General features: G+C 64.8%; 21 protein-coding genes. 9 read left to right on the top strand and 12 right to left on the bottom strand.

Translation table 11 applies throughout. From position 1 onward, the window contains the following. Window positions 1–12: 12 nt before the first annotated feature. Window positions 13–447, bottom strand: a complete 435-nt coding sequence (lysM, locus tag INS93_RS03910) for a peptidoglycan-binding protein LysM (RefSeq protein ID WP_192980369.1) — start codon at window positions 445–447, stop codon at window positions 13–15. 119 nt (window positions 448–566) lie between these two features. On the opposite strand from lysM, the gene INS93_RS03915 reads away from it, so the two are divergent. From INS93_RS03915 to INS93_RS03930, 4 genes are all read left to right on the top strand, one after another. Continuing rightward, a complete protein-coding gene (locus tag INS93_RS03915; RefSeq protein WP_045733798.1) occupies window positions 567–1,454 on the top strand; it encodes a LysR family transcriptional regulator in 888 nt (295 codons plus the stop codon). Window positions 1,455–1,551: 97 nt separating this feature from the next. After that, a complete protein-coding gene (gene fdhD / locus INS93_RS03920) occupies window positions 1,552–2,367 on the top strand; it encodes a formate dehydrogenase accessory sulfurtransferase FdhD (protein ID WP_192980370.1) in 816 nt (271 codons plus the stop codon). Further along, a complete protein-coding gene (locus tag INS93_RS03925; RefSeq protein ID WP_192980371.1) occupies window positions 2,364–4,703 on the top strand; it encodes an FdhF/YdeP family oxidoreductase in 2,340 nt (779 codons plus the stop codon). Before fdhD ends, INS93_RS03925 begins: the two co-directional genes overlap by 4 nt. 86 nt (window positions 4,704–4,789) lie before the next feature. Then, complete coding sequence (locus INS93_RS03930; RefSeq protein ID WP_160018975.1) at window positions 4,790–5,236, top strand: glycine zipper domain-containing protein; 447 nt, start codon at window positions 4,790–4,792, stop codon at window positions 5,234–5,236. Between the two features lie 229 nt (window positions 5,237–5,465). Here the strand turns inward: INS93_RS03930 and INS93_RS03935 are convergent, their stop codons facing one another. The 6 genes from INS93_RS03935 to INS93_RS03960 form a co-directional block, all read right to left on the bottom strand. Next, complete coding sequence (locus tag INS93_RS03935) at window positions 5,466–6,263, bottom strand: DUF4824 family protein (protein ID WP_192980372.1); 798 nt, start codon at window positions 6,261–6,263, stop codon at window positions 5,466–5,468. After that, the gene (locus INS93_RS03940) at window positions 6,260–7,324 is read right to left on the bottom strand and encodes a DUF2157 domain-containing protein (RefSeq protein WP_192980373.1); all 1,065 of its coding nucleotides are present in this window, start codon (window positions 7,322–7,324) and stop codon (window positions 6,260–6,262) included. Before INS93_RS03940 ends, INS93_RS03935 begins: the two co-directional genes overlap by 4 nt. A gap of 117 nt (window positions 7,325–7,441) precedes the next feature. After that, window positions 7,442–7,876, bottom strand: a complete 435-nt coding sequence (locus INS93_RS03945; RefSeq protein ID WP_192980374.1) for an acyl-CoA thioesterase — start codon at window positions 7,874–7,876, stop codon at window positions 7,442–7,444. 85 nt (window positions 7,877–7,961) lie between these two features. After that, on the bottom strand, window positions 7,962–9,125 hold the full coding sequence (locus INS93_RS03950) for an iron-containing alcohol dehydrogenase (protein WP_192980375.1): 1,164 nt from the start codon (window positions 9,123–9,125) through the stop codon (window positions 7,962–7,964). 156 nt (window positions 9,126–9,281) lie between these two features. Beyond that, entirely contained in the window at window positions 9,282–11,072 is a 1,791-nt protein-coding gene (locus INS93_RS03955; RefSeq protein ID WP_192980376.1) for an acyl-CoA dehydrogenase C-terminal domain-containing protein, read from the bottom strand. Beyond that, window positions 11,069–12,310, bottom strand: a complete 1,242-nt coding sequence (locus INS93_RS03960; protein ID WP_192980377.1) for a 3-hydroxyacyl-CoA dehydrogenase — start codon at window positions 12,308–12,310, stop codon at window positions 11,069–11,071. Before INS93_RS03960 ends, INS93_RS03955 begins: the two co-directional genes overlap by 4 nt. Window positions 12,311–12,408: 98 nt before the next feature. Here INS93_RS03960 and INS93_RS03965 point away from each other — a divergent pair, with 98 nt between their 5' ends. Then, window positions 12,409–13,311, top strand: a complete 903-nt coding sequence (locus INS93_RS03965) for a LysR family transcriptional regulator (protein WP_192980378.1) — start codon at window positions 12,409–12,411, stop codon at window positions 13,309–13,311. 83 nt (window positions 13,312–13,394) lie between these two features. On the opposite strand, the gene INS93_RS03970 is transcribed toward INS93_RS03965, so the two are convergent. The 4 genes from INS93_RS03970 to INS93_RS03985 all read right to left on the bottom strand — a co-directional run bounded on the left by INS93_RS03970 (window position 13,395) and on the right by INS93_RS03985 (window position 17,637). Then, on the bottom strand, window positions 13,395–14,678 hold the full coding sequence (locus INS93_RS03970; protein ID WP_192980379.1) for an NTP/NDP exchange transporter: 1,284 nt from the start codon (window positions 14,676–14,678) through the stop codon (window positions 13,395–13,397). 1 nt (window position 14,679) lies between these two features. Beyond that, complete coding sequence (locus INS93_RS03975) at window positions 14,680–15,600, bottom strand: aldo/keto reductase (protein ID WP_192980380.1); 921 nt, start codon at window positions 15,598–15,600, stop codon at window positions 14,680–14,682. A 236-nt stretch (window positions 15,601–15,836) separates the two neighbouring features. After that, window positions 15,837–16,004, bottom strand: a complete 168-nt coding sequence (locus tag INS93_RS03980; protein WP_017678407.1) for a hypothetical protein — start codon at window positions 16,002–16,004, stop codon at window positions 15,837–15,839. Between the two features lie 145 nt (window positions 16,005–16,149). Further along, the gene (locus INS93_RS03985) at window positions 16,150–17,637 is read right to left on the bottom strand and encodes a flavin-containing monooxygenase (protein WP_192980381.1); all 1,488 of its coding nucleotides are present in this window, start codon (window positions 17,635–17,637) and stop codon (window positions 16,150–16,152) included. Window positions 17,638–17,794: 157 nt separating this feature from the next. Between INS93_RS03985 and INS93_RS03990 the strand changes: the two genes are divergently transcribed. The 4 genes from INS93_RS03990 to INS93_RS04005 are packed head-to-tail and all read left to right on the top strand — an operon-like array spanning window position 17,795 to window position 21,227. Continuing rightward, window positions 17,795–18,934, top strand: coding sequence for an MlaE family ABC transporter permease (locus INS93_RS03990; protein ID WP_192980382.1), 1,140 nt, complete (start codon window positions 17,795–17,797; stop codon window positions 18,932–18,934). Continuing rightward, the gene (locus INS93_RS03995; RefSeq protein WP_160018963.1) at window positions 18,931–19,716 is read left to right on the top strand and encodes an ABC transporter ATP-binding protein; all 786 of its coding nucleotides are present in this window, start codon (window positions 18,931–18,933) and stop codon (window positions 19,714–19,716) included. Before INS93_RS03990 ends, INS93_RS03995 begins: the two co-directional genes overlap by 4 nt. Next, the gene (locus INS93_RS04000) at window positions 19,717–20,634 is read left to right on the top strand and encodes an MlaD family protein (RefSeq protein ID WP_192980383.1); all 918 of its coding nucleotides are present in this window, start codon (window positions 19,717–19,719) and stop codon (window positions 20,632–20,634) included. Beyond that, window positions 20,631–21,227, top strand: coding sequence for an ABC-type transport auxiliary lipoprotein family protein (locus INS93_RS04005; RefSeq protein WP_192980384.1), 597 nt, complete (start codon window positions 20,631–20,633; stop codon window positions 21,225–21,227). Before INS93_RS04000 ends, INS93_RS04005 begins: the two co-directional genes overlap by 4 nt. A gap of 93 nt (window positions 21,228–21,320) precedes the next feature. Here the strand turns inward: INS93_RS04005 and INS93_RS04010 are convergent, their stop codons facing one another. After that, window positions 21,321–23,243 (bottom strand): RecQ family ATP-dependent DNA helicase, encoded by a 1,923-nt coding sequence (locus tag INS93_RS04010; RefSeq protein ID WP_192980385.1) that lies wholly within the window; start codon window positions 23,241–23,243, stop codon window positions 21,321–21,323. Window positions 23,244–23,571: the final 328 nt, after the last annotated feature.

A 23,571-nucleotide genomic window follows, 5' to 3' on the forward strand; every position in this document is an offset into this window, starting at 1 on the left:
GCAATATGCAGCCTACGGAATCCGCAATACCTGCCCCGGATAGATCTTGTCCGGGTGACTGAGCATCGGCTTGTTGGCCTCGAATATCTTCATGTAGGCATTGGCATTGCCGTATTCGGCCTTGGCGATGGCGCTCAGTGTGTCGCCCTTCTTCACCGTGACGAAGCGCGCTGCGGGGGCGGGCGTGGTCACGCTGATCTGGTCATCGACTTCACCGACACCGGCAACGTTGCCCAGCGCCAGGAGGATCTTTTCCTTCTCTTCCTGGCTGGCCGCTTCGCCACGGGCGATGACCTTGTCACCCTCGACACTGACTTCGATGTTCGGGTTACCCAGACCGACCTTGGTAACGTGTTCCTTGAGTGATTCGGCGGCCTGCGCCTCCTGACCCACCAGCGATTCCCAGAGCTTGACCCCGGCGTCTTTGACAAAGGCAAACAGACTCATGGCGATTCCTCTCGTTCCTTGTGAATGAGCGGGCAAACCGCCCGAAGACCAAAGTCTAGTTCAGGAAACACCCCTGATTAGCGTTCGCGCATTAGAATCCGGGCAAACCAGGAGCCCCCATGGATATCAAGCAGCTGAAATTTCTCGTCGCCCTCGACGAGACCCGCCACTTCGGTCAGGCCGCTGCACGCTGCCACGTGACCCAGCCGACGCTGTCCATGCGCCTGCGCCAGTTGGAAGACGAGCTGGGTCTGGAGCTGGTGCGCCGCGGACAGCGTTTCGAGGGTTTCAGCGCCGAAGGCGAGCGCATCCTGGCCTGGGCGCGCAGTTTGCTGGCGGCGCAGGATGGCCTGCTCGCCGAGGCTGCCGCCTGCCGTGGACATCTGGTGGGTACCCTGCGCCTGGGCGTGGTGCCGTTGGCCAGTTTCGACCCGATGCGCCTGATCAGTCTGTTCGCCGAGCGTCACCCCGGGCTGCGCTTTCAGCTGCATGCGCTGAGCAGCGATCAGATTCTCGAGGGACTGGTACGTAATCAGCTCGACCTTGGCCTGTCCTATCTCGACCGACTCGACCGCGAGCACTTCGCCAGCCTGGAGTTGGCGGAAGCACGCATGGGCCTGCTCTATGATCAGCGTCACTTCCACTTCGTCAGCAGCAGCCTGCGCTGGGAGCAGTTGGCCAACCTGCCCCTGGGCCTGCTCTCCACCGGCATGCACTTTCGCCAGTCCATCGATCACAGTTTCCGTGCTCGCGGCCTCAGCCCACAGGTGCGCCTGGAAGCCGACGCCGTGCACCACCTGACTCAAGCGGTCAGCGCCGGTCTGTGCTGCAGCGTCATGCCGTTGCCGGCCGACGGTGCTCCGACCGACGGTCACCTGCGCCTTCTGCCCATCGAGGAGGCTCATACCCTGGCACCTCAGGGCCTGATCATGCGTCGTAGCGCCCCTGCCTCACCGCTCGCGCAAGCCTGCTTCGAAGAGGCACGTGAGTGGCTGGCAGACGCTTGATAGATTTGCTCGATCAACACATCAAAGCCAACGATTAGACGCTCCCCGCCCATGGGCCTAGGCTTAGCTGTGTCAATCTGTCACAGAGCGCGCCTCGATGGCCAAGCCAGCCGCCCAGTCGCACATCGCCAGTGCCTACACCTACGCCGAACTCGGTGACGGTCGTGCGCAGCACGCTGCACTGGCCGAAGAATGTGCCCTGGCGATCAGCTACAACGACCTGAATCAGGCCGTGATGATGGTTTCCCCCCATCATCTGGAAGACTTTGCCGTCGGTTTCAGTCTCGGTAACGACCTGATCAAGTCCATCGACGACATCTATGACATCCAGTTACGCGGCCTCGGTGACAGCCGCGAAGCGCGCCTGCAGGTTAGCAGCAGAGCCTTCTGGGCGCTCAAGCAGCAACGCCGGCAAATGGCCGGCACCAGTGGCTGCGGCCTGTGCGGCGTAGATGCCCTGGAACAGGCGCTGCCGGCCCTGACCGCCCTGCACGGCGCTGCGTTGCCGCCGCTCGAACACCTGACCGGCCTGCGCGAACGCATCGGTGACAAGCAACAACTGGCACGCCACAGCGGCGCGTTGCATGCCGCCCTGTTCATCGACGCCAGCGGCGAGATTCGTCTGTGCCGCGAAGACATCGGTCGCCACAACGCCCTGGACAAGCTGATCGGCGCCATCGCCCGCGAGCGCCTAGACACCCATGGCGGCTTCGCCCTGGTCACCAGTCGCTGCAGCCTGGAGCTGCTGCACAAGGCGGTACGCGCCGGCATCGACACGCTGGTGAGCCTGTCCGCGCCCACCGCCCTGACCGTGGACTGGGCGCGGCGCCACCGCCTCAACCTGATCCACCTGCCCCATCACAGCACGCCGCGGGTCTACAGCCCCGCGCCTGACGAAGAAGAACGACCATGAGCCTGCAACCCGTCAATCCCCGTTACAAGCCCTACAGCGGCCCTGCTGCCGGTTGGGGCGCGCTGAACGCCGTCACCCGTTTCTGGCTGGACAGCAAACAACCGTTCAAGAACCTGCGCGCGCTGCTCAAGACCAACCAGAACGGCGGCTTCGACTGCCCCGGCTGCGCCTGGGGCGATTCGCCCGAAGACGGTCACATCAAGTTCTGCGAGAACGGTGCCAAGGCGGTCAACTGGGAAGCTACCAAGCGCCGCGTGGATGCGTCCTTCTTCGCCCGCTACACGGTCAGCCAACTGCGCGAGCAGAGCGACTACTGGCTCGAGTACCAGGGCCGCCTGACCCATCCGATGCGCTACGACGCCAGTACCGATCGCTACGTGCAGACCAGCTGGGATGACGCCTTCGCCCTGATTGCCCGGCACCTCAAGGCTCTGCCGAGCCCGGACCATGCCGAGTTCTATACCTCCGGCCGGGCCAGCAACGAGGCCGCCTTCCTCTACCAGTTGTTCGTGCGCGCCTATGGCACCAACAACTTCCCCGACTGCTCGAACATGTGCCACGAGGCCAGCGGTGTCGCCCTGGGCCAAAGCGTGGGAATCGGCAAGGGCAGCGTGACCTTCAACGATTTCGAGCATGCCGACGCCATTTTCGTGCTGGGTCAGAACCCTGGCACCAATCACCCGCGCATGCTCGAGCCGCTGCGTGAAGCGGTCAAACGCGGCGCCCAGGTGGTCTGCTTCAACCCGCTCAAGGAACGTGGCCTGGAGCGCTTCCAGCATCCGCAACACGCGCTGGAGATGCTCACCAACGGTTCCGAGCCGCTGAATACGGCTTTCTTCCGTCCGGCGCTGGGCGGCGACATGGCTGCCCTGCGCGGCATCGCCAAGTTCCTCCTGCAGTGGGAGCGCGAGGCGCAGGCCAAGGGCGAACCGGCAGTGTTCGACCATGCCTTCATCGCCGAGCACACCGACGGCGTCGAGGCTTATCTGCAGTTGCTCGACGATTGCAGTTGGGAGGCGCTGGAGGCTCAGTCCGGCCTCAGCCTGCAGGACATCGAACAGGCCGCGCGCATGTACCGCCGCGCCGAGCGAGTGATCATCTGCTGGGCCATGGGCATCACCCAGCACCACCATTCGGTGGCCACCATCCAGGAAATCGTCAACCTGCAATTGCTGCGCGGCAACCTCGGCCGCCCCGGCGCCGGCCTGTGCCCGGTGCGCGGCCACAGCAACGTGCAGGGCGACCGCACCATGGGCATCAATGACCGCCCGCCGGTGACGCTGCTCGATGCCCTGGAAAAACGCTTCCAGTTCAAGGTGCCGCGCGAGAACGGCCACAACACCGTCGAGGCGATCAACGCCATGATCGACGGCCAGGCCAAGGTGTTCATCGGCCTCGGCGGCAACTTCGCCCAGGCCACGCCGGACAGCCCGCGTACGCACAAGGCACTGCAGAGCTGCGACCTCACGGTGCAGATCAGCACCAAGCTCAACCGCAGCCACCTCACCGTCGGTCGTGATGCGCTGATCCTGCCGTGCCTCGGGCGTACCGACATCGACCACCAGGCCGGCGGCCCGCAGGCGGTGACGGTGGAAGACTCGTTCAGCATGATCCACGCTTCCTACGGCCAGCTCGAACCGCTTGCCGGCAGCGAGATGCGCTCGGAGCCGGCCATCGTCGCCGGGATCGCCAAGGCCGCACTGGGCAACCATCCGGTGGACTGGGACGCGCTGATCGCCGACTACGACCGCATCCGCGAACTGATCGCCGATACCATTCCCGGCTTCCACGACTTCAACCAGCGTGTCGCTCACCCCGGTGGTTTTTACCTCGGCAACTCGGCCGGCGCGCGGCAATGGAAAACCGCATCCGGCAAGGCCAACTTCAAGGCCAATGCGCTGCTTGCCGACCTGCTGCCATCGCAGGTGCGCGAGAGCGGTGAAACGCCGGATCTGATCCTGCAGACCCTGCGCTCGCACGACCAGTACAACACCACGGTGTATGGCCTCGACGACCGCTACCGGGGCGTGCGCGGGCAGCGTGACGTGCTCTTCGCCAACGAGGCGGACATCCTCCGCCTCGGCTTCAAGCCCGGGCAGAAGGTGGACATCCGCTCGCTGTGGAACGATGGCATCGAACGTCGCGTCAGCGGCTTCACCCTGCTCGCCTTCGACATCCCGGCCGGCCAGGCCGCTGCCTACTTCCCCGAGGCCAACCCGCTGGTGCCGCTGGAAAGCGCCGGTATCGGCAGCAGCACACCGACCAGCAAGTTCGTCGCCATTCGTCTGCAGGCGGCCAGCGGCGGCAATCTGCTGGGTAGTAGCGCAGCGAGCTGACAGGCGGCCAGGAACCTCCTGCGCAGATCACCGGTCAATGGCGTAACGCTCGCCATTGACCGGCGAATCCTGTGATCGAGGTGTCCATGAAGTCTCTGCAATTCTTCTTTCTTTCCCTTGGCCTGAGCAGCGGCGGCTTTGCCTTTGCCGGCAGTACCGAAGCCGGTTTGGGTGGTGCCCTGGGTGGCGCAGTGGGGGCGATGGTTGGCCAGCAGGTCGGTGGCAACACCGGCGCGGCGGTCGGCGCCGGTCTCGGCGGCGCAGCCGGCAGCATGGTCGGTGCCGACCGGCGCAGCCGTACCGAAGCCGCCATTGGCGGCGCACTGGGCGCAGCCGGCGGCAACGTCGTTGGTCAGCAGGTCGGTGGCAACACCGGCGGCGTGGTCGGTGCGGCAGTCGGTGGCGGCGCCGGTGGCGCGCTGGGCAACTACATGGGCAATGCCAGCTACGACGATGATCGTCGTGGCAAGCATCACCGCCACTACCATGGTAAGAAACACAAGAAGCACCACAAGCACTGGCGCCGTCACTGACGGATGCCTAGGGTCTGTTGGCATTTCGACGCAAGCCGCGTTGCCGCGAGAAATGGCTCCCGGTTAGGCGCAGGACGCAGGCAATGGTCATTCCCTTGCCAAGTCCTGCAACAACAGCGGGAGTCATTTCCCGCGCAACCCGAAGGGCCGGGCCAGTTTTAGCGTGGCGCGTCGTTACTCGACGGCTCATTTGGGCAACCAAACTTCGCGTCTCGTGCCTAGCTCCGCGCTAAAACTGGCTCCGGCGCGGTCGCGTCGAAACGCCAACAAACCCTAGCACCCAGGGCTCATGGCGACGACCGAAGGCGACTTCGATCTGTGCCTTGAACCCTGTTTGTTCATGTCCGCGCTCCCAGCCACGCGCCAGCTCGCGATAGGCATGGGGAACGCTAAGGCGGTCGCTCTCCAGGCGAATGGTCGCGCCATAGCCGGCCTCTGCACCGTGGTGATAAGGCTCGATACTTCCGGCCAGTAACACCTGGCGCTGTCTATCCGGCCAGCGCTGACGCAGCACCTGCGCATCCACCCCCGCATCCACCAGCATCAGACGGCTGGCTTGCTGCTCGATGAATTGCAGACGGCGCTGGCGATCATCACGCTCTTGCCGCAACACCTCGCTCTCGGGCTTACCACCTAATTCAGCTTCTGCAGCGTCCAGTGCCTGGCGAGCCTGCTGGACCTGACCTCGGTACAACGGTCCATCCAGCTCCAGCACCAACCAGACCTGGCGTGCCGGCTGTCTGTTCAAGGTTTGCTCATCGGTAGCAGAGAACCCCAGCTCACGCAGCTTGGTCTGATCCAGCCAGGGCAACTGCCAACCATCACCGGGGCGCTGCCAGCTCAGTTGCAGGCGCAGTACGCCATCGTCCTCATCGCGCAACCAGCCACCGTAGACGCGTTGTAGCTCGCGCTCGCTGAGCAGCAGTTGCGCCTCGGGCTCGCCGCTGCGGTTGTACCAGACGCCGCCCAGGGCAACGGCATTGCTCAACAGCACCACGCCGAGAGCAAGCCACGCTGACCGCTTCATTGCGCACCTCCCGGCGCGCTGCGCCGCCAGCGCTGCAACACCACCAGCAGCAGCACGGCGATCAGCCCGAGCAAGAGGAAGAACAGGTAGCGCGGCAGCAACTGCCACCACCAGTCGAACAGCTTGGCGAAAAGCATGATCAGCGCGAAGACCAGGCCGGTATTGACCACCTCTCCCCAGCCGCGACGAATACCAAGCCATATGGTCAGCCCGGCGAGGACGAAGCCGAGCGCCTGGTAGAAGGCCTCGATCCAACCCGTCGACCAGGCGAGGTAGCTGCCGCCGCCCCAATAGGACAGCACCAGCACCGGGCCCAGCAGATAGAGCAGGCCGACCACTCGGTAGCAGGCGGCAAAGCCCGGATAGCGCCGCTGATCGAGCCATTGCGGTACCAGCAGCAGCGCCGCCAGCGACAGGAACAGCTCCGGCCGTTCGCCCAACGACCACCAGTGCCAGCCCAGCCAGTCGCCAAGGCGCGCAGCGACGAACAGACCGAAGCAGAGCAACGCCACCACCAGCAGCAGGCGCTGGCGGCACTGGTAGGCCAGCAGCAGCGCTAACGCTCCCCAGGGCAAAAGAGCCCTGTCCGACGGGGTGATATTGAAGATCTGCCCGAGCATCGACAGGTTCAGTACGAAGCAGACGAACGCCAGCACGGCCGCCAGCTTGGCGTAGTAGCCCGAGGTATCGCGCGCCTGCAACCAGAAGCACAGCAGCAGGCTGCCCAGGGTGCTGCCGAGGAGGATGGCGACTTGCGCAATGGCGTCGAACAGCCCCCAGAACTGGTAGAACAGGAAAAACAGCCCGGCCGACAGCGCCAGCGCACCGAACAGCGAGGCCAGGCGCATGCCCAGCGACAGCTGGCGCGCGCGCGCATCGGCGTCGATATCCAGCGCCTGGCGAAAGTGAGCCAGCAACTGGCGATGATGGTCGGTGACGGCCTGTTCCTGTGCCTCGCTCAGCTGCAGCACTTGCTCCTGGCGCAGCTCGGCCAGCTCCTCGCGGAAGGCGGCGATGCGAGCGGCGCGTCGCTGCGCCTGCTCACGTTCAAGATCGGACATGGGCACTCCCTGGCGGATAATTGCCCACAGCCTAGCAGGCCGCGGCAGGAGGTGCGCATGGCGCCCCCTACCCAGTGATGATTACACCCAAAGTGGAGTGCGCTGTGTGCGGAGCGTTCAGTCCACCTGCAATGCTGCCATCGCCGCACGCAAGGTTTCAGGTATCGCGACGGGACGGTTGCTCGCACGGTCGACGAATACATGGACGAACCGCCCGGCGGCGCAGGCCTGCTCCTCGCCGCTCTTGAAGATCGCCAGCTCGTACTGCACCGAACTGTTGCCCAACTTGCCGACGCGCAGCCCCACTTCAATGGCATCAGGGAAAGCGATGGAGGCGAAGTAGTCGCAGCTGGAGCTGACCACGAAGCCGACCACCGCGCCGTCGTGGATATCCAGACCACCCTCGGCGATCAGGTAGGCGTTCACCGCGCTGTCGAAGTAGCTGTAGTAGGTCACGTTGTTGACGTGGCCGTAGAGGTCATTGTCGTGCCAGCGCGTGGTGATCGGCTGGAAGTGGCGGTAATCGCCACGCAGGTGCTGGGGTTGGGTCATCGATGATCCTTGGGTTGGAATCGCGGCTAAAGCCCCTCCCACAAAGCTTGCGGATCTGTGGGAGGGGCTTTAGCCGCGACCTGAATCAGTAAGCAGCCTGATAAATGGCCAGGGCCTGTTGCTCGTTCATCTCGCGCGGATTGTTCACCAGCAGGCGCTGCTGCAGCATGGCGTCCGCCGCCAGCGTGGGCAACATCGTCTCGCTCACTCCGGTATCGCGAAGCCGTGTGGGCAGGCCGCTGCGCTGGCTGAAGCCGGCCAGCGCTTCGATCAATTGTTCGGTCTGCGCCGCCGCGCTGCCCGCCCGCAGACGCTCACCCAGCACCAACGGCGCCAGCTCGGCGTACAGTGACGACGCTGCCGGTGCATTGAAGGCCAGCACCTGCGGCAGCACCAGGGCGTTGGACAGCCCATGGGGAATATGGAAATGCCCGCCCAGCGGGTAGGCCAGGGCATGCACCGCCGCCACTGGCGCATTGGCGAAGGCCTGCCCGGCCAGACAGGCGCCGAGCAACATGGCCTGGCGGGCGTCGCGGTTGCTGCCGTTGTTCACCACCTCGTCGAGGTTGGCTGCCAGCAGGCGCAGCGCTTCACGTGCCAGCAGGTCGGAAAGCGGATTTTTCTTCAGCGCGCTGGTGTAGGCCTCGATGGCGTGCACCATGGCATCGATCCCGGTGGCCGCGGTGACCGCTGCCGGCAGGCCAAGGGTCAGATCGGCGTCGAGCAGGGCCAGATCCGGCAGCAGCAGCGGCGAAACCACACCCATCTTGGTGGTCTCGCCAGTGGTAACGATGGCGATGGGCGTCACCTCGGAGCCAGTGCCGGCCGTGGTCGGCACCTGGATCAGCGGCAGGCGCCGACCGCGCGCGTTACCCACACCGTAGATCTCGCTCAGCGCCTGGGCGCAGTCTGGATGCGCCAGCAGAGCCACCAGCTTGGCCACGTCCATCGAGCTACCACCACCGAAGCCGACCACCAGCTCAGCTTGCAACTCACGAGCCTGAGCCACGGCAGCCAGCACCACGACCTCGGGCGGGTCGGCCAGCACCTGGTCGAACACCTGCACACTCATGCCGGCACCAGCGAAGCCCGGCAGCAGCGGTTCGAGCAGACCCAGGCGGGTTATGCCCGGGTCAGTGACGATCAGCACGCGCCGGGCGCCGCGCTCATGGCAGAGTTCGGCCAGACGCAGGCTGGCGCCGGATTCGCAGATAATCTGCGCGGTGGTGGCGAAGCTGAAGGGGTGCATGGGGTGCTCCTCTTGTTGTAGCCCGGATGCAATCCGGGACCGGTCATGCAAATGTCCCCGGATTGCATCCGGGCTACGCCGCTGCGTCCGTAGGAGCCGGCTTGCCGGCGATCACAACCGGCATCGCCGGCAAGCCGGCTCCTACAGACATCTGCGCTAAAAGGCGAAACTGCCCTCATCCATGGCCATCAGGCACTGCGCGCCGCCCAGCAGGGCTTCGCGGTGCGCGCTAGCGCGCGGCAGCACACGGCGCAGATAGAAATCGGCGCTGTGCAGCTTGGCCTGGTAGAACGCCGCCTCACCGCTGCCTGACTCCAGCGCATCCTGCGCCCGCGCCGCGGCTTGCAGCCAGAAACCGGCGAGCAGCATATAAGCCGAGTACTGGAGAAAATCCACCGAAGTGGCGCCGATCTCCTGCGGGTCGCGCTGACAGGCGGCAATCACTTCTGTGCTTAGCTCGCGCCATTCGCCCAAGCGGGCCTGCACCACGCTGGCCATCTGAGCCAGGGCCGGTCGATCCGCCTCGGCATCGCACAGCTGGCTGAACTCGGCCTGCAGTGCGGACAACTCCGCAGCACCGTCGCCCAGCAATTTACGACGGATATAGTCCAGCGCCTGGATGCCGTTGGTGCCTTCGTAAAGCTGGGTGATGCGGCTGTCGCGCATCAGTTGCTCCATGCCCCACTCGCGGATGAAGCCATGCCCGCCGTAGACCTGCACGCCATGGCTGGCCACTTCCTGGCCCATGTCGGTGAAGAACGCCTTGACGATAGGGATCAGCAGCGCCGCGCGCTTGCCGGCCGCCTTGCGTGCCTCGGCCGAGTCGGCACCATGCTCCAGGTCGAGCAGGCGCGCGGTGTAGGCGGCGAGCATGCGGCTGCCCTCGACCAGGGTCTTCTGGGTCAACAGCATGCGTCGCACGTCGGGATGATTGATGATCGGATCAGCTGCCTTGTCCGGCGCCTGCACGCCCGCCAGACCACGTGACTGCAGGCGCTCGCGGGCATAACGCAGCGCGCCCTGGAAGGCCGCCTCGCCTATCCCCAAGCCCTGCAGGCCGACCTGAAAGCGCGCGTCGTTCATCATGGTGAACATGCAGGCCAGGCCCTGGTTGGCCTCGCCTACCAACCAGCCGGTGGCGCCGTCGAAGTTCATCACGCAGGTGGAGGCACCCTTGATGCCCATCTTGTGCTCGATAGCGCCACACGACAGCGTGTTGCGTTCACCCGGTGTGCCGTCGGCGGCAGCGATAAATTTCGGCACCAGCAGCAATGAAATGCCCTTCACGCCAGCAGGCGCATCCGGCAGGCGCGCCAGCACCAGATGGATGATGTTTTCGGAGATGTCCTGCTCGCCGCCGCTGATAAAGATCTTGCTGCCGCTGACGCGGTAGCTACCGTCGGCCTGCGGCTCGGCGCGGGTACGCAGCAACGCCAGGTCGGTGCCGGCCTGCGGCTCGGTCAGACACATGGTGCCGGTCCACTGACCGCTGACCAGCTTGCCCAGGTACTGCTGCTTCAGCGTTTCGCTGCCGTGCTTGTGCAGCGCCAGCACGGCGCCCTCGGTCAGCCCGGAGTAGACGCGGAAGGATAGCGAGGCTCCCATCAGCATTTCGTGGAAGGCAAAGGCCACCAGTTGCGGGAAGCCCTGGCCGCCATATTCCACCGGCCCGGTCATGCTCGCCCAGCCGTTGTCCACGTATTGCCGGTAGGCCTCGGCAAAGCCCTTGGGCGTAATGACTTGGCCATTTTCCAGGTGGCAGCCCTCCTCATCGCTGTTGCGATTGAGCGGCGCGACCTCGCCTGCAGCGAAGGCTGCAGCCTCCTCCAGCACGCCGTCGATCAGCTCGCGATCCAGGCCGTTACCCAGACGCTCGCAGTGGCCGGCAGCGTCGAACAGTTCGTGCAGGACGAAGCGCATATCGCGCAATGGCGCCTGATAGCTCATACCCGACCCTCCTGTACGTCGCTGAAATACTTGTTCTCGGCAGCCAGCCGCTCGATCAGCGCCGCCGGTTGCCAATGCGCGCCGAAGCGCTCGGTGAGTTGCAGCAGACGCTGGTGAATCGCAGCGACACCTTCGCCGTCGGCCCAGCTCATCGGGCCGCCACACTCGGCGGGAAAGCCGTAACCGTTGAGATAGACCAGATCGATGTCGTGGCTAGTAGCGGCGATGTTCTCCTCGAGAATCTTCGCCCCTTCGTTGACCAGTGCCAGCAGGCAGCGCTCGAGAATTTCCTCGTTGCCGATATCGCGGCGGGTGAAGCCCAGGCGTTCCGATTGCATCTGCACCAGCCCGTCGACGACCGGATCATGCTCGGCCTGGCGACTGCCGGGCGCATAGCGGTAATAGCCCCTGCCGCTCTTCTGGCCAAAGCGCCCCAACTCACACAGACGGTTATCCACCTGCACCGCCGGATCATCCTGGCCCTGGCCGGACAGTTCACGGGCGCGCCATTCGAGGTCGATGCCGACCACGTCGTACATGCGAAACGGCCCCATGGCGAAGCCGAAGCCCTGTAGCGCCGCGTCCACCTGATGCGGCCAGGCGCCTTCGAGCAGCAGCATGCGCGCCTCGCGCACGTAGGTGTGCAGCATGCGGTTGCCGATGAAGCCGTGGCAGTTACCGGCCACCACTGCCACCTTGCCCATGCGCTCGCCCAACTCCCGGGCGGCCTGTAACACGGCGGGCGCAGTCCTGCCGCCACGGACGATTTCCAGCAGTTTCATGATGTGCGCCGGGCTGAAGAAGTGCAGACCCAGAACCGATTCCGGTCGCGTGGTGACCGCAGCGATAGCGTCGACATCCAGCGCCGAGGTATTGCTGGCGAGGATGGCATCCGGCTTCAGCACCGCGTCCAGCTCGCGGAAGATGCTTTGTTTGAGCTCGAGATTCTCGTACACCGCCTCGATCACCAGGTCGGCGTCGGCCAGCGCCGCATAGCCGTCCACCGCCTCGATACGTGCGCGCCGCGCGGCGGCCTCGGGCGCATCGATACGGCCCTTGGCGACATTGTGCGCCCAGGTTTCCTCAGCCATCGCCAGGCCCTGCTCGACCATCTGCGGGTTGTTATCCAACCACAGCACCTGCAGGCCGGCATTGGCCAGGCTGATGACGATACCGCGGCCCATGGTGCCGGCGCCGATCACGGCGGCACAGCGAAGCGGCGAGACGACTTGAGTCATTGTTGTTCCTCTCGAATACGCAGGGAAAAGCTTGGGTCACGATAAGCAAGCCGTTACTATTTTTGAAATTTAGTCTTGTGATACGACGTATTCAGTAGATGAATTTCACTAACTTCGACCTCAACCTGCTGCGCGTACTCGACGCCCTGCTGCGCGAGCAGAACGTCTCGCGCGCCGCCGAACACCTGGCGCTGAGCCAGCCGGCGGTAAGCAATGCGCTGGGTCGCCTGCGCGTACTGCTCGACGACCCGCTGTTGGTGCGCGTCGGCCGGCGCATGCAGCCAACGCCGCGGGCACTGGCACTGGAGGCGCCGATCCGCAGCGCGCTGCGTCAGCTGGAGCAGAGCCTGAGCGCCGGCGAGGCCTTCGAGCCGGGCAACAGCCGCCAGCGCTTTCGCATTGCCGTTACCGACTACGTCGAGCTGGTGTGCATGCCACGCCTGCTCGATCGTCTGAGCCAGAAGGCACCGGGCATCGGCATCGATATTCGCCACCTCAGCCCCAGCCTGCCGATGGAGGCGCTGGACAAGGGCGAGCTTGACCTGGTGCTGGGCCGTTTCGACGAGATGCCAGCGCGTTTCGCCCGCCGTCACTGGATGAGCGAGACGCTCAAACTGGCGGTTCGCCGCGAGCACCCTCTGCTGCGCCAGGGCAATCTGGATCTGGAGACGTTCCTGCGCCTGCGTCACCTGTGGGTACACGGCGGGCAGACCCGCGGCATGGTCGATCAATGGCTGGGGGAACAGGGGCTGTCGCGGCAGATCCTCTACACCACGCCGAACTACCTGCAGGCCGCGCATATCGTCGCCGGCAGCGAGCTGGCGGCGGTGCTGCCCACCGCCCTGGCCCGGCATTTCGCCACGCTGCTGCCGCTGCAGTTGTTCGATCTGCCCTTCACCCTCGGGCCCTTCCACCTCGAAGTGGTCAGCCTGGCGCAGCGCCAGCGCGATGCCGCGCTGCAATGGTTAATCGAGGAGATCGTCGCAGCAGCCAACCCGTAGGGTATCGCGGGGCCGCCACAGGCCGTGCGCACCGGCCATTCTTCAAGCTACGGGTGGTGCAATGTCGGTGCGCACAGCACAGCCTACCTGTCGACTTGGCGATCGGCGCGGCCACCCAGGTACCAGCCGAGCACGCCCCATAGCGCGGCGCAGAGCGCACCGACCATGGCCACCAGCCAGGCTCCGTGGCCGAGCATGTCCAGCCCCGCCTTGGCCCAGCCACTGAGGGCATCGCCGCCGCGATAGACCACGGTGTCGATGAAGTTCTTCACCTTGTACTTGCTCTCGGCGTCCAGTGGCGCGAAGAGCATTTCCCGCCCCGGCCGGACGAAGGCGTATTCACCGATGCGCCGCACGATCATCAGCCCCGCCAGCATGGCGAAGGTCGGCGCCAGCGCCAGACCAATAAAGCCCAGGCAGACCAGCGCCGGCACCAGCGACAGCAGCACGCGCACGCCGAGCTTCTGCGCCACCCTGCCGGTGATGAATACCTGAGTTGCCAGGGCACCGGCCTGCACGACGAAATCTATCACGCCGAACACCCGCACCTGCGCGGCGCGATCAGGGAACAGTTCGGCCACCAGGCGCGCCTGCTCGAAGTAGAGAAAGGTGCTCACCGAAGTGAGTAGCAAAATGAATGCGCCGATACCCAGCAGGTAACGCGAACCGAGCATACGCGTCAGCCCGCTGAACGGATTACCCGGCACCGGCTTGCGCGGGCTCTCGCTGGGTACCGCCCCAGACCGTCCGGCGCCCTGGCGCTCGCGCCAGTCCATCAGATAGCGCTTGAGCACCATGGCCGCGCCGAGCAGCACCGCGGCCATCAGCATCAGCCCGGACTCGCCGATAGCGCCGATCAACAAGGCGCTCAGCAGCGGCCCGCACAGCCCGCCAACGCTGGCGCCTGCGGCGATGAAGGCGAACAGCCGGCGCGCCTGGGCGCCGTCGAACACATCGGCCATCAGGCTCCAGGCCACCGAGACGACGAACAGGTTGTAGACCGAGATCCATACGTAGAACACCCGCGCCAGCCACACGCTATCGTGATCGACGCGAAACAGCAGGACGAAGACCAGTAGATTGAGGCAGAAAAAGCCGTATACCCAATCGATGAAGTGAATTCGCGGAACTTTCGAATTGAGCCAGGCGAACAGCGGCACCGCCAGCAGCATCACGGCGAAGGTGGCGGTGAACAGCCACTGCAGGTTGTTCACCCCGCCGGTGATGCCCATCGCCTCGCGGATGGGCCGCAGCATGAAGTAGCCGGCGAACAGGCAGAAGAACAGGGCGAAGCCGGCCAGCACCGCCGCCAGCTCCTCACCTTCGGCATTGATCGCCCGCGCCAGGCGCCGGGTCAGCGCCTGCATCTCAGGCGAACAACTCGATGATGCGCTGGCGCTGAGCCGCGTCAGGCAGGCGGCCCTGACCGGCGAGGATGTTGTCGGCCATGTAACGCGGGTTGGAGGTGGCTGGAATCACCGCCGTCACTGCCGGATTGGCGAGAATGAACTTGAGCATCAGTTGGGCCCAGGAGGTGACATCCAGCTCCACCGCAGCCCAGTCGGGAAGGTTCTTTCCCTTGACCCGATCGAACAGTGCCGCGCGCTGGAAGGGCCGATTGATCAGTACCGCGATGCCTTTGTCGGCGCAGAGGGGCAACAGCTCGCGCTCGGCGTTGCGCTCGCCGATGGAGTAGTTGAACTGGACGAAATCCACCGGCTCCCGGCGCAACACCTCGAGCAGGCGTTCATGGGCAGAATCCAGATAATGCGTCACGCCGACGTAGCGTATCCGGCCCTGCTCCTTCAGCTCGCGCAACAGACCCAGTTGAGTGCTGGTGTCCTGCAGGTTGTGCACCTGCATCAGGTCGATGGTGTCGGTCTTGAGCGCGGCGAAGCTGGCCTCGATCTGCCGCTCACCTGCTGCGCGCCCGGAGGAGGACACCTTGCTGGCCAGGAACAGTTTCTTGCGCATGTCGTCTTCTGCGGCCAATGCACCACACACGGCCTCTGCTCGTCCGTAGCTGGGCGCGGTATCCACCAGACTGGCGCCACCATTGACCAGCGCCTGCAGCACCTCGCGCAAGGGCTGTAGGGCCTCATCGGTCATCGCCACATCATGGGTGCGCGACGTACCCAAACCGATCACCGGCAGCAGTTCACCACTACTGGGAATCGCCCGACTCAGCAAAGTGCCGGAAGCGAGGGCGGATGACGGCAACCAGGGCATCAGGGCAGCTAACGCCGCCAGGCTGGCGCTACCGTGCAGGAATCGACGACGACTGGGCATGACGTGGCTCCTCTGACAGTGACCGGTTGGTTATAGGCACTGACCACGCTCAGACCAAGACGTTACATCCGTTGCCGATCAGGTATCGGGGAAAGAAAGCATGCCGGTGAAATGCCTGCAGCCCGGCTATGACGGGGGAAAGAGGGGAAATACGGCAGGCGACGGACGCAATATCCGGTAACCAAAAACGCCGCTGCGCCAGGCGGGATAACGACGCAGCGGTCGGGAAAGAGTTATCAGGCCGCGCGCGTGGCGGACTCGCTGATCAGCATGCCGTGGGACACCAGATAGCAGCGGCTGCCATTGCGCAGCGTCATGGGGCTGCGACTGGCGATCACCCAGCCTTTGCTCAACAACTGCTCGATGTGCTCCCGCAGTGCTGGCAGGTGGCGCTGTTCCTTCATGGCCGACTCCTCATGTGATGGATGACGTTGCACCCACTGGTTCATCCGTGACTCAGATCTCAAAATGGTAGTGGCGCAATGCCAGGAAATAAAGCGGCGCGATTGTGCAACTTTTTGTAGGACATTCGCTATAGCCAACACTGGATCAGGACTGCGCCAACACGCTTTGCTGCTCGCCCTGAGGGGCGGAAAACACCAGATAATCATCCTCGAGATTGCCGTAACGCAGTTGCGCCAGATCGAAGAGATAGTTCTGATACAGCTTCCAGGGCACCCGATCACCCTGCGCCGGCAACAGGTGTGAAGCCCGCTCGATATAGCCCGACTGCAGATCGAGAAACGGTTCCGGCCGTGCCCGACCGTCGGTGTCACGCGGGGTTACCTGCCGCATGCCGATGGCATCCATGTGGCGGATCAGGCGGCAGAAGTACTCGCTGGAGAGATCAGCCTTGAGCGTCCAGCTGGCATTGGTGTAGCCCATCACCACCGCCAGATTGGGCAGGTCACGTAGCATGATGCCGCGATAGCCCATGCTCTTCGGTGCTTCGAAGGGCACACCATCGACACTCACGGCGATGCCACCGAACAACTGCAACTGCAGACCCGTGGCGCTGACGATCACATCAGCAGCCAGCTCCTCGCCGCTTTTCAGGCGGATGCCCTGCGCGGTGAAGCGCTCGATCTCGTCGGTCACTACCTGCGCCTTGCCCTGGCGCAGCACGCGGAACAGGTCGCCGTCGGGCACCGCACAGACGCGCTGATCCCAGGGTTTATAGCGGGGGCTGAAATGGCGCAGATCGACCCGTTCGCCCAGTTGACGCCGCACCAGCCCCAGCAGCACGCGCCGCACCAGGTTAGGAAAGCGCTTGGCCAGTTTGTAGAAGACCAGTTGCAGGGTGACGTTGCGCCCGCGCGCCAGGCGGTACACCCATTTCTCCGGCAACACTCGCCGCAACGCGTGGGACAGCGCATCGCCCTGTGGCAGGTTGATCACGTAGCTGGGCGAACGCTGCAACAGGGTGACCTGCGCCGCGCGCTCGGCCAGTGCCGGCACCAGGGTCACCGCCGTGGCGCCACTGCCGATCACCAGCACGCGCTTGTCGCTGTAGTCGAACCCCTCGGGCCACAGCTGCGGATGAATGAAGGTGCCGCGGTAATCCTCACGCCCAACGAAATCGGGGGTGTAGCCAGCCTCGTAGCGGTAGTAGCCGGTGCACATCATCAGGTACTGGCAGCTCAGGCGCAGCGGCTCGGCCTCATCACCGCGCTGCACCAGCAACTGCCAGGTGGCGCTGGCACTGCACCAATCCGCGTTGAGCACCTTGTGCCGATAGCGAATCAGCCCATCGACGCCATGCTCACGTGCGGTTTCCTCGATATAGCGGCGGATCGACGGGCCATCGGCAATGGCCTGCGGGTCGCTCCAGGGTTTGAAGTTGTAGCCGAGGGTGTACATGTCCGAGTCGGAGCGAATACCCGGATAACGAAACAGATCCCAGGTGCCACCCATGGCCTCGCGTCCTTCGAGAATGGCGAAATCTTTGCCGGGGCAAAGGCGCTTGAGATGGCAGGCGGCGCCGACACCAGATAGGCCGGCACCGATGATCAGGACATCAAGATGTTCCACGGACATGGCGTACGCTCACGAAACTCGGACAATGAGCATCACCTTAGTTCATGCGCTCGTCATCCGATCTTCAGGGTGACCGAACGGCTTGTACACCGTGCCGTCGACACAGACTGAGCACCGCGACTGGCCTGGCGGGTCCGGTCAGCGCTAAGCTGTCGCCATGACCACGCCATACCTGACCCCGCTCCAGACCAGCAGCACGGATGCCGCCAGCGGCCTGCGCATCGGTGGCGACTGGACGCTGACCCATTACAGCCGACTCGAACCCCAGGTCCTGGCCCTGCGTGACCGCCTGCACGGCCAGGAAAGCATCGACCTCGACGAGCTGGCCGCGCTGGATACTGCAGGCGCTGCGCTGCTGGTGGAACTGCTGGGCAGCGAACGCCTGCGCCAACTGGCGCAACAGGACACCCTGAGCACCGAGCGCCGTGCCCTGTTGCTGGCTGTGGCAGATGCCATGGTGGGCTCTGCGCAGGGGCAAGCACACGCCACGCCTTCGGCACTGCGCGAAGTGCTCGGGCATATCGGCGAAGTGGTCGAAAGCCTGTGGTGCCAGGGCCGTGCGCTGCTCGGCTTCATGGGGCTGACCCTGACCAGCATGCTGGCGATACTGGTACGTCCGGCGCGTTGGCGCCTGACCTCGCTGGCGGTCCATCTGGAACAATGCGGGCTCAACGCCGTGCCCATCGTCGCGCTGCTGACCTTCCTGGTCGGCGCTGTGGTGGCCTTTCTCGGCGCCACCATCCTCGCCGACTTCGGTGCCAGCATCTACACGGTGAATCTGGTCGCTTTCTCCTTCCTGCGCGAATTCGGCGTGCTGCTCACCGCCATTCTCATGGCCGGGCGCACAGCCAGCGCCTTCACCGCACAGATCGGCTCGATGAAGGCCAACGAGGAAATCGATGCCATCCGCACCCTGGGCCTGAGCCCGATCGAACTGCTGGTGCTGCCGCGGGTGTTCGCCATGCTCATCGCCCTACCGATCCTGACCTTCATCGCCATGCTCAGCGGCATGCTCGGCGGCGCGCTGGTCTGTGCGCTGAGCCTGGACATCTCGCCGACCATGTACCTGTCGATCCTGCAGGACAGTGACTTGCCACAGCACTTCCTCGTTGGCCTGCTCAAGGCACCGATCTTCGCTTTCCTGATCGCCCTGATCGGCTGCCTGGAAGGCTTCAAGGTCAGCGGCAGCGCACAATCGGTGGGCGAGCACACCACCTCGGCGGTGGTGCAGTCGATCTTCGTCGTCATCCTGCTCGACGCCCTGGCGGCATTGTTCCTGATGGAGATGGGCTGGTGAGTCAGGCAACCGTCATCGAGGTACGCGACCTGTGCAACCAGTTCGGCACGCAGGTGGTGCATCAGCATCTGGACTTCGACCTCTATCGCGGCGAAATCCTCGGCGTGGTCGGCGGCTCGGGCACCGGCAAGTCCGTGCTGCTGCGCAGCATCGTAGGCCTGCGCCAACCCAATGCCGGCACCGTGCGGGTGTTCGGCGAAGAGCTGCTGAGCCTGCCAGCCGAGCGGCGCTCGCAGCTGGAGCGGCGCTTCGGCGTGCTGTACCAGCGCGGCGCACTGTTCTCCTCGCTGACCGTCAGTGAGAACATCGCTCTGCCACTGATCGAGCACGCCGGTCTGACGCGTGCAGCAGCCGAACGCCTGGCCAGGGTCAAGATCGCCCTCGCCGGCCTGCCGCAGGATGCCGCCGACAAATACCCCAGCTCGCTGTCCGGCGGCATGGTCAAGCGCGCGGCACTGGCCCGCGCCCTGGCACTGGACCCGGACATCCTGTTTCTCGACGAACCCACCGCCGGCCTCGACCCGATTGGCGCGGCGGCCTTCGACCAGTTGATCCGCACCCTCAGCGACAGCCTGGGCCTGAGTGTATTTCTGGTCACTCATGACCTGGATACGCTCTACAGCATCTGCGACCGGGTCGCGGTGCTGGCCCAGAAGAAGGTGCTGGTAGCCGACCGCCTGGACGTGGTGGCCGCCACCGACGATGCCTGGATTCAGGAATATTTTCACGGCCCGCGTGGACGCGCGGCCGCACAGACCGCTGCGGCGGCAGGGAGTCAATGAATGGAACCCAGAGCCCATCACGTGCTCATCGGCTTATTCACCGTACTCACGGTGAGCGCTGCGCTGCTGTTCGGCCTCTGGCTGAACAAGACCGGGGCCGATCGTGCCGTCACCGACTACGAAGTGATCTTCAACGAAGCGGTCACCGGGCTGTCGCAGGGCAGCGCCGTTCAGTACAGCGGCATCAAGGTCGGTGACGTGATCAGCCTTGGCCTGGATCCCGACGATCCGCGTACCGTGCGGGCGCGCATCCGCATCGTCGGCAACACACCCATCAAGCAGGACACCCGCGCCCGCCTGGCAATCACCGGCATCACCGGCCTGGCAGTGATCCAGCTGTACAGCGGCAGTCCGGAAAGCCCGCCGCTCAAGGGCAAGGATGGCGAGCCGGGGATCATCATCGCCGACCGCTCGCCACTCTCGCGGCTAATGGCCAACGGCGAAGATCTGGTGCTCAACATCACTCGCCTGCTCCACCGCGCAAACCGCATGCTCTCGCGCGAGAACGCCGAGCGCGTATCACGCACCCTGGAGAATCTGGAGCAGGCCACCGCCGGTATCGCCGACCAACGTGACGAACTGGGCGAAGCACTGCGCCAGACCAGTGCCGCCACGCGTGAAGCAGCCGCGTTGATGCAAAACGCCAATCAACTGCTCGACAACCAGGGTAGCCAGGTGCTGGAAAGCGCCGAACGCCTGATGGTCTCCCTGGAGCGCAGCAGTCGCACCATCGAGCAATTGCTGCAGAGCAACCGCAGCGCGCTGGACAATGGCATGCAGGGCATCGGCGAGCTCGGTCCCGCCATCAGCGAACTGCGCGACACCCTCGGCGCCCTGCGCGGCTTCTCCCGGCGCCTGGAGCAGGACCCCACCGGCTACCTGCTGCGTAACGACAGCATCAAGGAGTTCCAACCATGAAGCGCCTGTCCCTGCTGCTGGCCGCCGGCCTGCTCGGCGCCTGCTCGATCCTGCCGCAGAGCGAACCATTGGATATCTACCTGCTGCCGGGCGCCGCCCTGCCGGCGCAAACCCAGCGCGTCGGCTGGTCGCTGCGGGTGAACAGCCCGGTCAGCAACCAGCTGCTCGACGGTACGCGCATCGTCGTGCTGCCCGAGCCGGGTCGGGTCAACACCTATCAGGGGGTGCGCTGGAGCGAGCGCACGCCGCAGCTGCTGCGCGGCCGCCTGCTCGATGCCTTTCACGACGACGGGCGGATTCAGGCGCTGAGCAACGAGGAGCAGCGCCTGCAGGCCGATCTGGAACTGGTCAGCGACCTGCGCAGCTTCCATAGCCAGTATCGCGACGGCATTCCCGAGGCACTGATCCAGCTCGACGCACGTCTGGTCGACGCACGCGACCAACGCATCCTCGCCAGCCGCCGCTTCAGTGTCAGCCAGCCGGCGAGTGATACGTCGGTTGCTTCCGTGGTGGCTGCGTTCGGCCAGGCGGGGGATCGATTGTCCCGCGAGCTGGTGGACTGGACGCTGACCGAAGGGCAGCGGGGCCGCTGATTAACGGGTGGACAAGGCTGCGTCCTATCACCCTACGCCGTGGGAGGCGCTTCAGCGGCGACGGGGCCCCTCCCACAGGATTGCGCTCTCTGGCTAAGCGCCCTGCAACCAATCGCGCACCTCGGAGTAGGGGTGCTCTTCCAACGCAGCGAAGCCAGCCAGCTGACGCGCCTTGAGCTTGGTGAACAGCGGCGTGGGCACGCCGCAGAGAAAGCGCGTCAGGCACTCGCGGCTCGGCCTGCTGCCCGCGTGCTGCTGGTGCTTCTCGACGAAGGCGGCGCACAGCGCCTGTGCATCGCGGCCTTGCAGAGAGGGCAATTCGGGCGGTTGTGGCAAAGTGGCGACCTGTTCCCGACACACCGAACAGTGCCCACAGCGCTCGGGTGCCTGCTCATCGCCGAAATACAGCGCCAGGCGCCGACTCAGGCATTCGCGGCTCTCGAACAGCGCGAGCATGGCCTGGATACGGGCGATCTCGCTGGCTTCATGGGCGCGGAAGTGTGCGTGCAGATCATTGGCCAGGGCTTCGATCTCGAAGCCGCCATCGATCACGGCGTAGACCTCGGTCATCTGCTTGCTTTCCAGCTCCAGCCAGCCCTTTTCCTGGAAGTAGTCCAGTGCCTTGACCACCCGCGCGCGTTCGGCGCCATGGTCGCGATACAGCACATCGAAATCCAGGGTGTTCCAGGTCCGCGCGCGGCGCGAGCTGGCCAGGATGGCCTCGACGAACTGACGTCGCTCGCCCTCGAACTGCGCCAGCAACGCCGCGTCGTCCAGCAACAGCTTGAAGCGGTATTCGGCGAAGTAGGCGTAGCGCGGCGCGATGATGCCGCGCAGTTCAAGCTGCACCAGCAGGGTCTTGAGCGGCAGCGCGCGGATATTGCTCAGCTCCGACAGTTGCCCGAGCATCAGCTCCCATTGCCCGCCCGTGCCGACCGCACGCAGGTCGGTGAGCACGGCACGAATCCCATCGAGCTCCGGTGTATCGCCATAGACGAAGTTTTCCAGCACGCTGAGCCCATCGCGGCTGGCCAGCACCAGGCAGTCCGAAGCCTCGCCGTCACGGCCGGCACGACCGATCTCCTGGCTGTAGTTTTCCACCGACTTGGGCAGGTCGAAGTGCACCACGTTGCGGATATCGCGTTTGTCGATGCCCATGCCGAAGGCGATCGTGGCGACGATGCATTCCAGCTCGCCAGCCATGAAGCGCCGCTGGATCGACTCGCGTGCCTCATGCGCCATGCCGGCGTGGTAGGCGCTGACCGCCAGACCGTCTCGCGCCAGGCGCTCGGCGACCTGCTCGGAGGTCTTCTGCTGGGTGACGTAGACGATGCTCGCCTGGCCACGGCGCGGCGCCAGCCATTGCTGCAGGCGCTGCGCCTTGGCGCCGCCAGGCACCGGCTCGACCAGCAGATTGAGGTTGGGCCGATAGAAGCCAGTGGTGACCACGTCTGCTTCGGCAATGGCGAATTTTTCGCGCATGTCGGCAATCACCTTGGGCGTCGCCGTGGCAGTCAGCAGCAGCACCTGGCCGATGCCGAACTGACGCTGATAGTCGGGCAGCTTGAGGTAGTCCGGGCGAAAGTTGTGGCCCCACTCGGAAATGCAGTGCGCCTCGTCGACCACCAACAGCGAGATCGGCACCTGAGCGATGAAATTGCGAAAGCGCTCGTTCTTCAGGCGCTCCACCGAGATCATCAGGATCTTCAGTTCGCCACTGCGCGCGCGATTCATCACCTCGGCAGCCTGCTCGCGGCTCTGCGCCGAATCGATGCTCGCCGCCGCGATGCCATGGGCATGCAGGAAGGCCAGCTGGTCTTGCATCAGTGCCAGCAGCGGCGAAATGACCACTGTCAGGTGTGGCAGGTGCAAAGCCGGCAACTGATAGCACAGCGACTTGCCGGAGCCGGTGGGAAAGATCGCCGCCGCTGAACGGCCGGCGAGTACGGCGCTGATCACCGCTTCCTGACCGGGACGCAGGTGATCGAAACCGAAGACACGTTTGAGGGTGGACATGCGCTGTCACTCCATTGACCGCTGAATGGCCCATGACCATAACGCGGTTAAGTAGGGTGCGCCATGTGCACCAACGTATTGCAGTGCGTAGGGCGGGCTCAGGAGCGCCAGCGAACAGCCCGCCGGCCCTGCCAGGTTCGGCATCGCAACCTGCACCTGGCGCACCAATGGCGTACTGCCTTCGGCGAGTACGCCCTACTCCGCTGTACGTAGCCCGGATGCAATCCGGGAAGGGTCACCGGCCATCCCGGATTGCATCCGGGCTACGCGGCCACCACGCCCACAAATGACAAAGCCGCCCGCAGGCGGCTTTGTCAGAGAGCGCAGG

This window comes from Pseudomonas sp. EggHat1 (genome assembly GCF_014892995.1).
GTDB lineage: Bacteria > Pseudomonadota > Gammaproteobacteria > Pseudomonadales > Pseudomonadaceae > Aquipseudomonas > Aquipseudomonas chaetocerotis.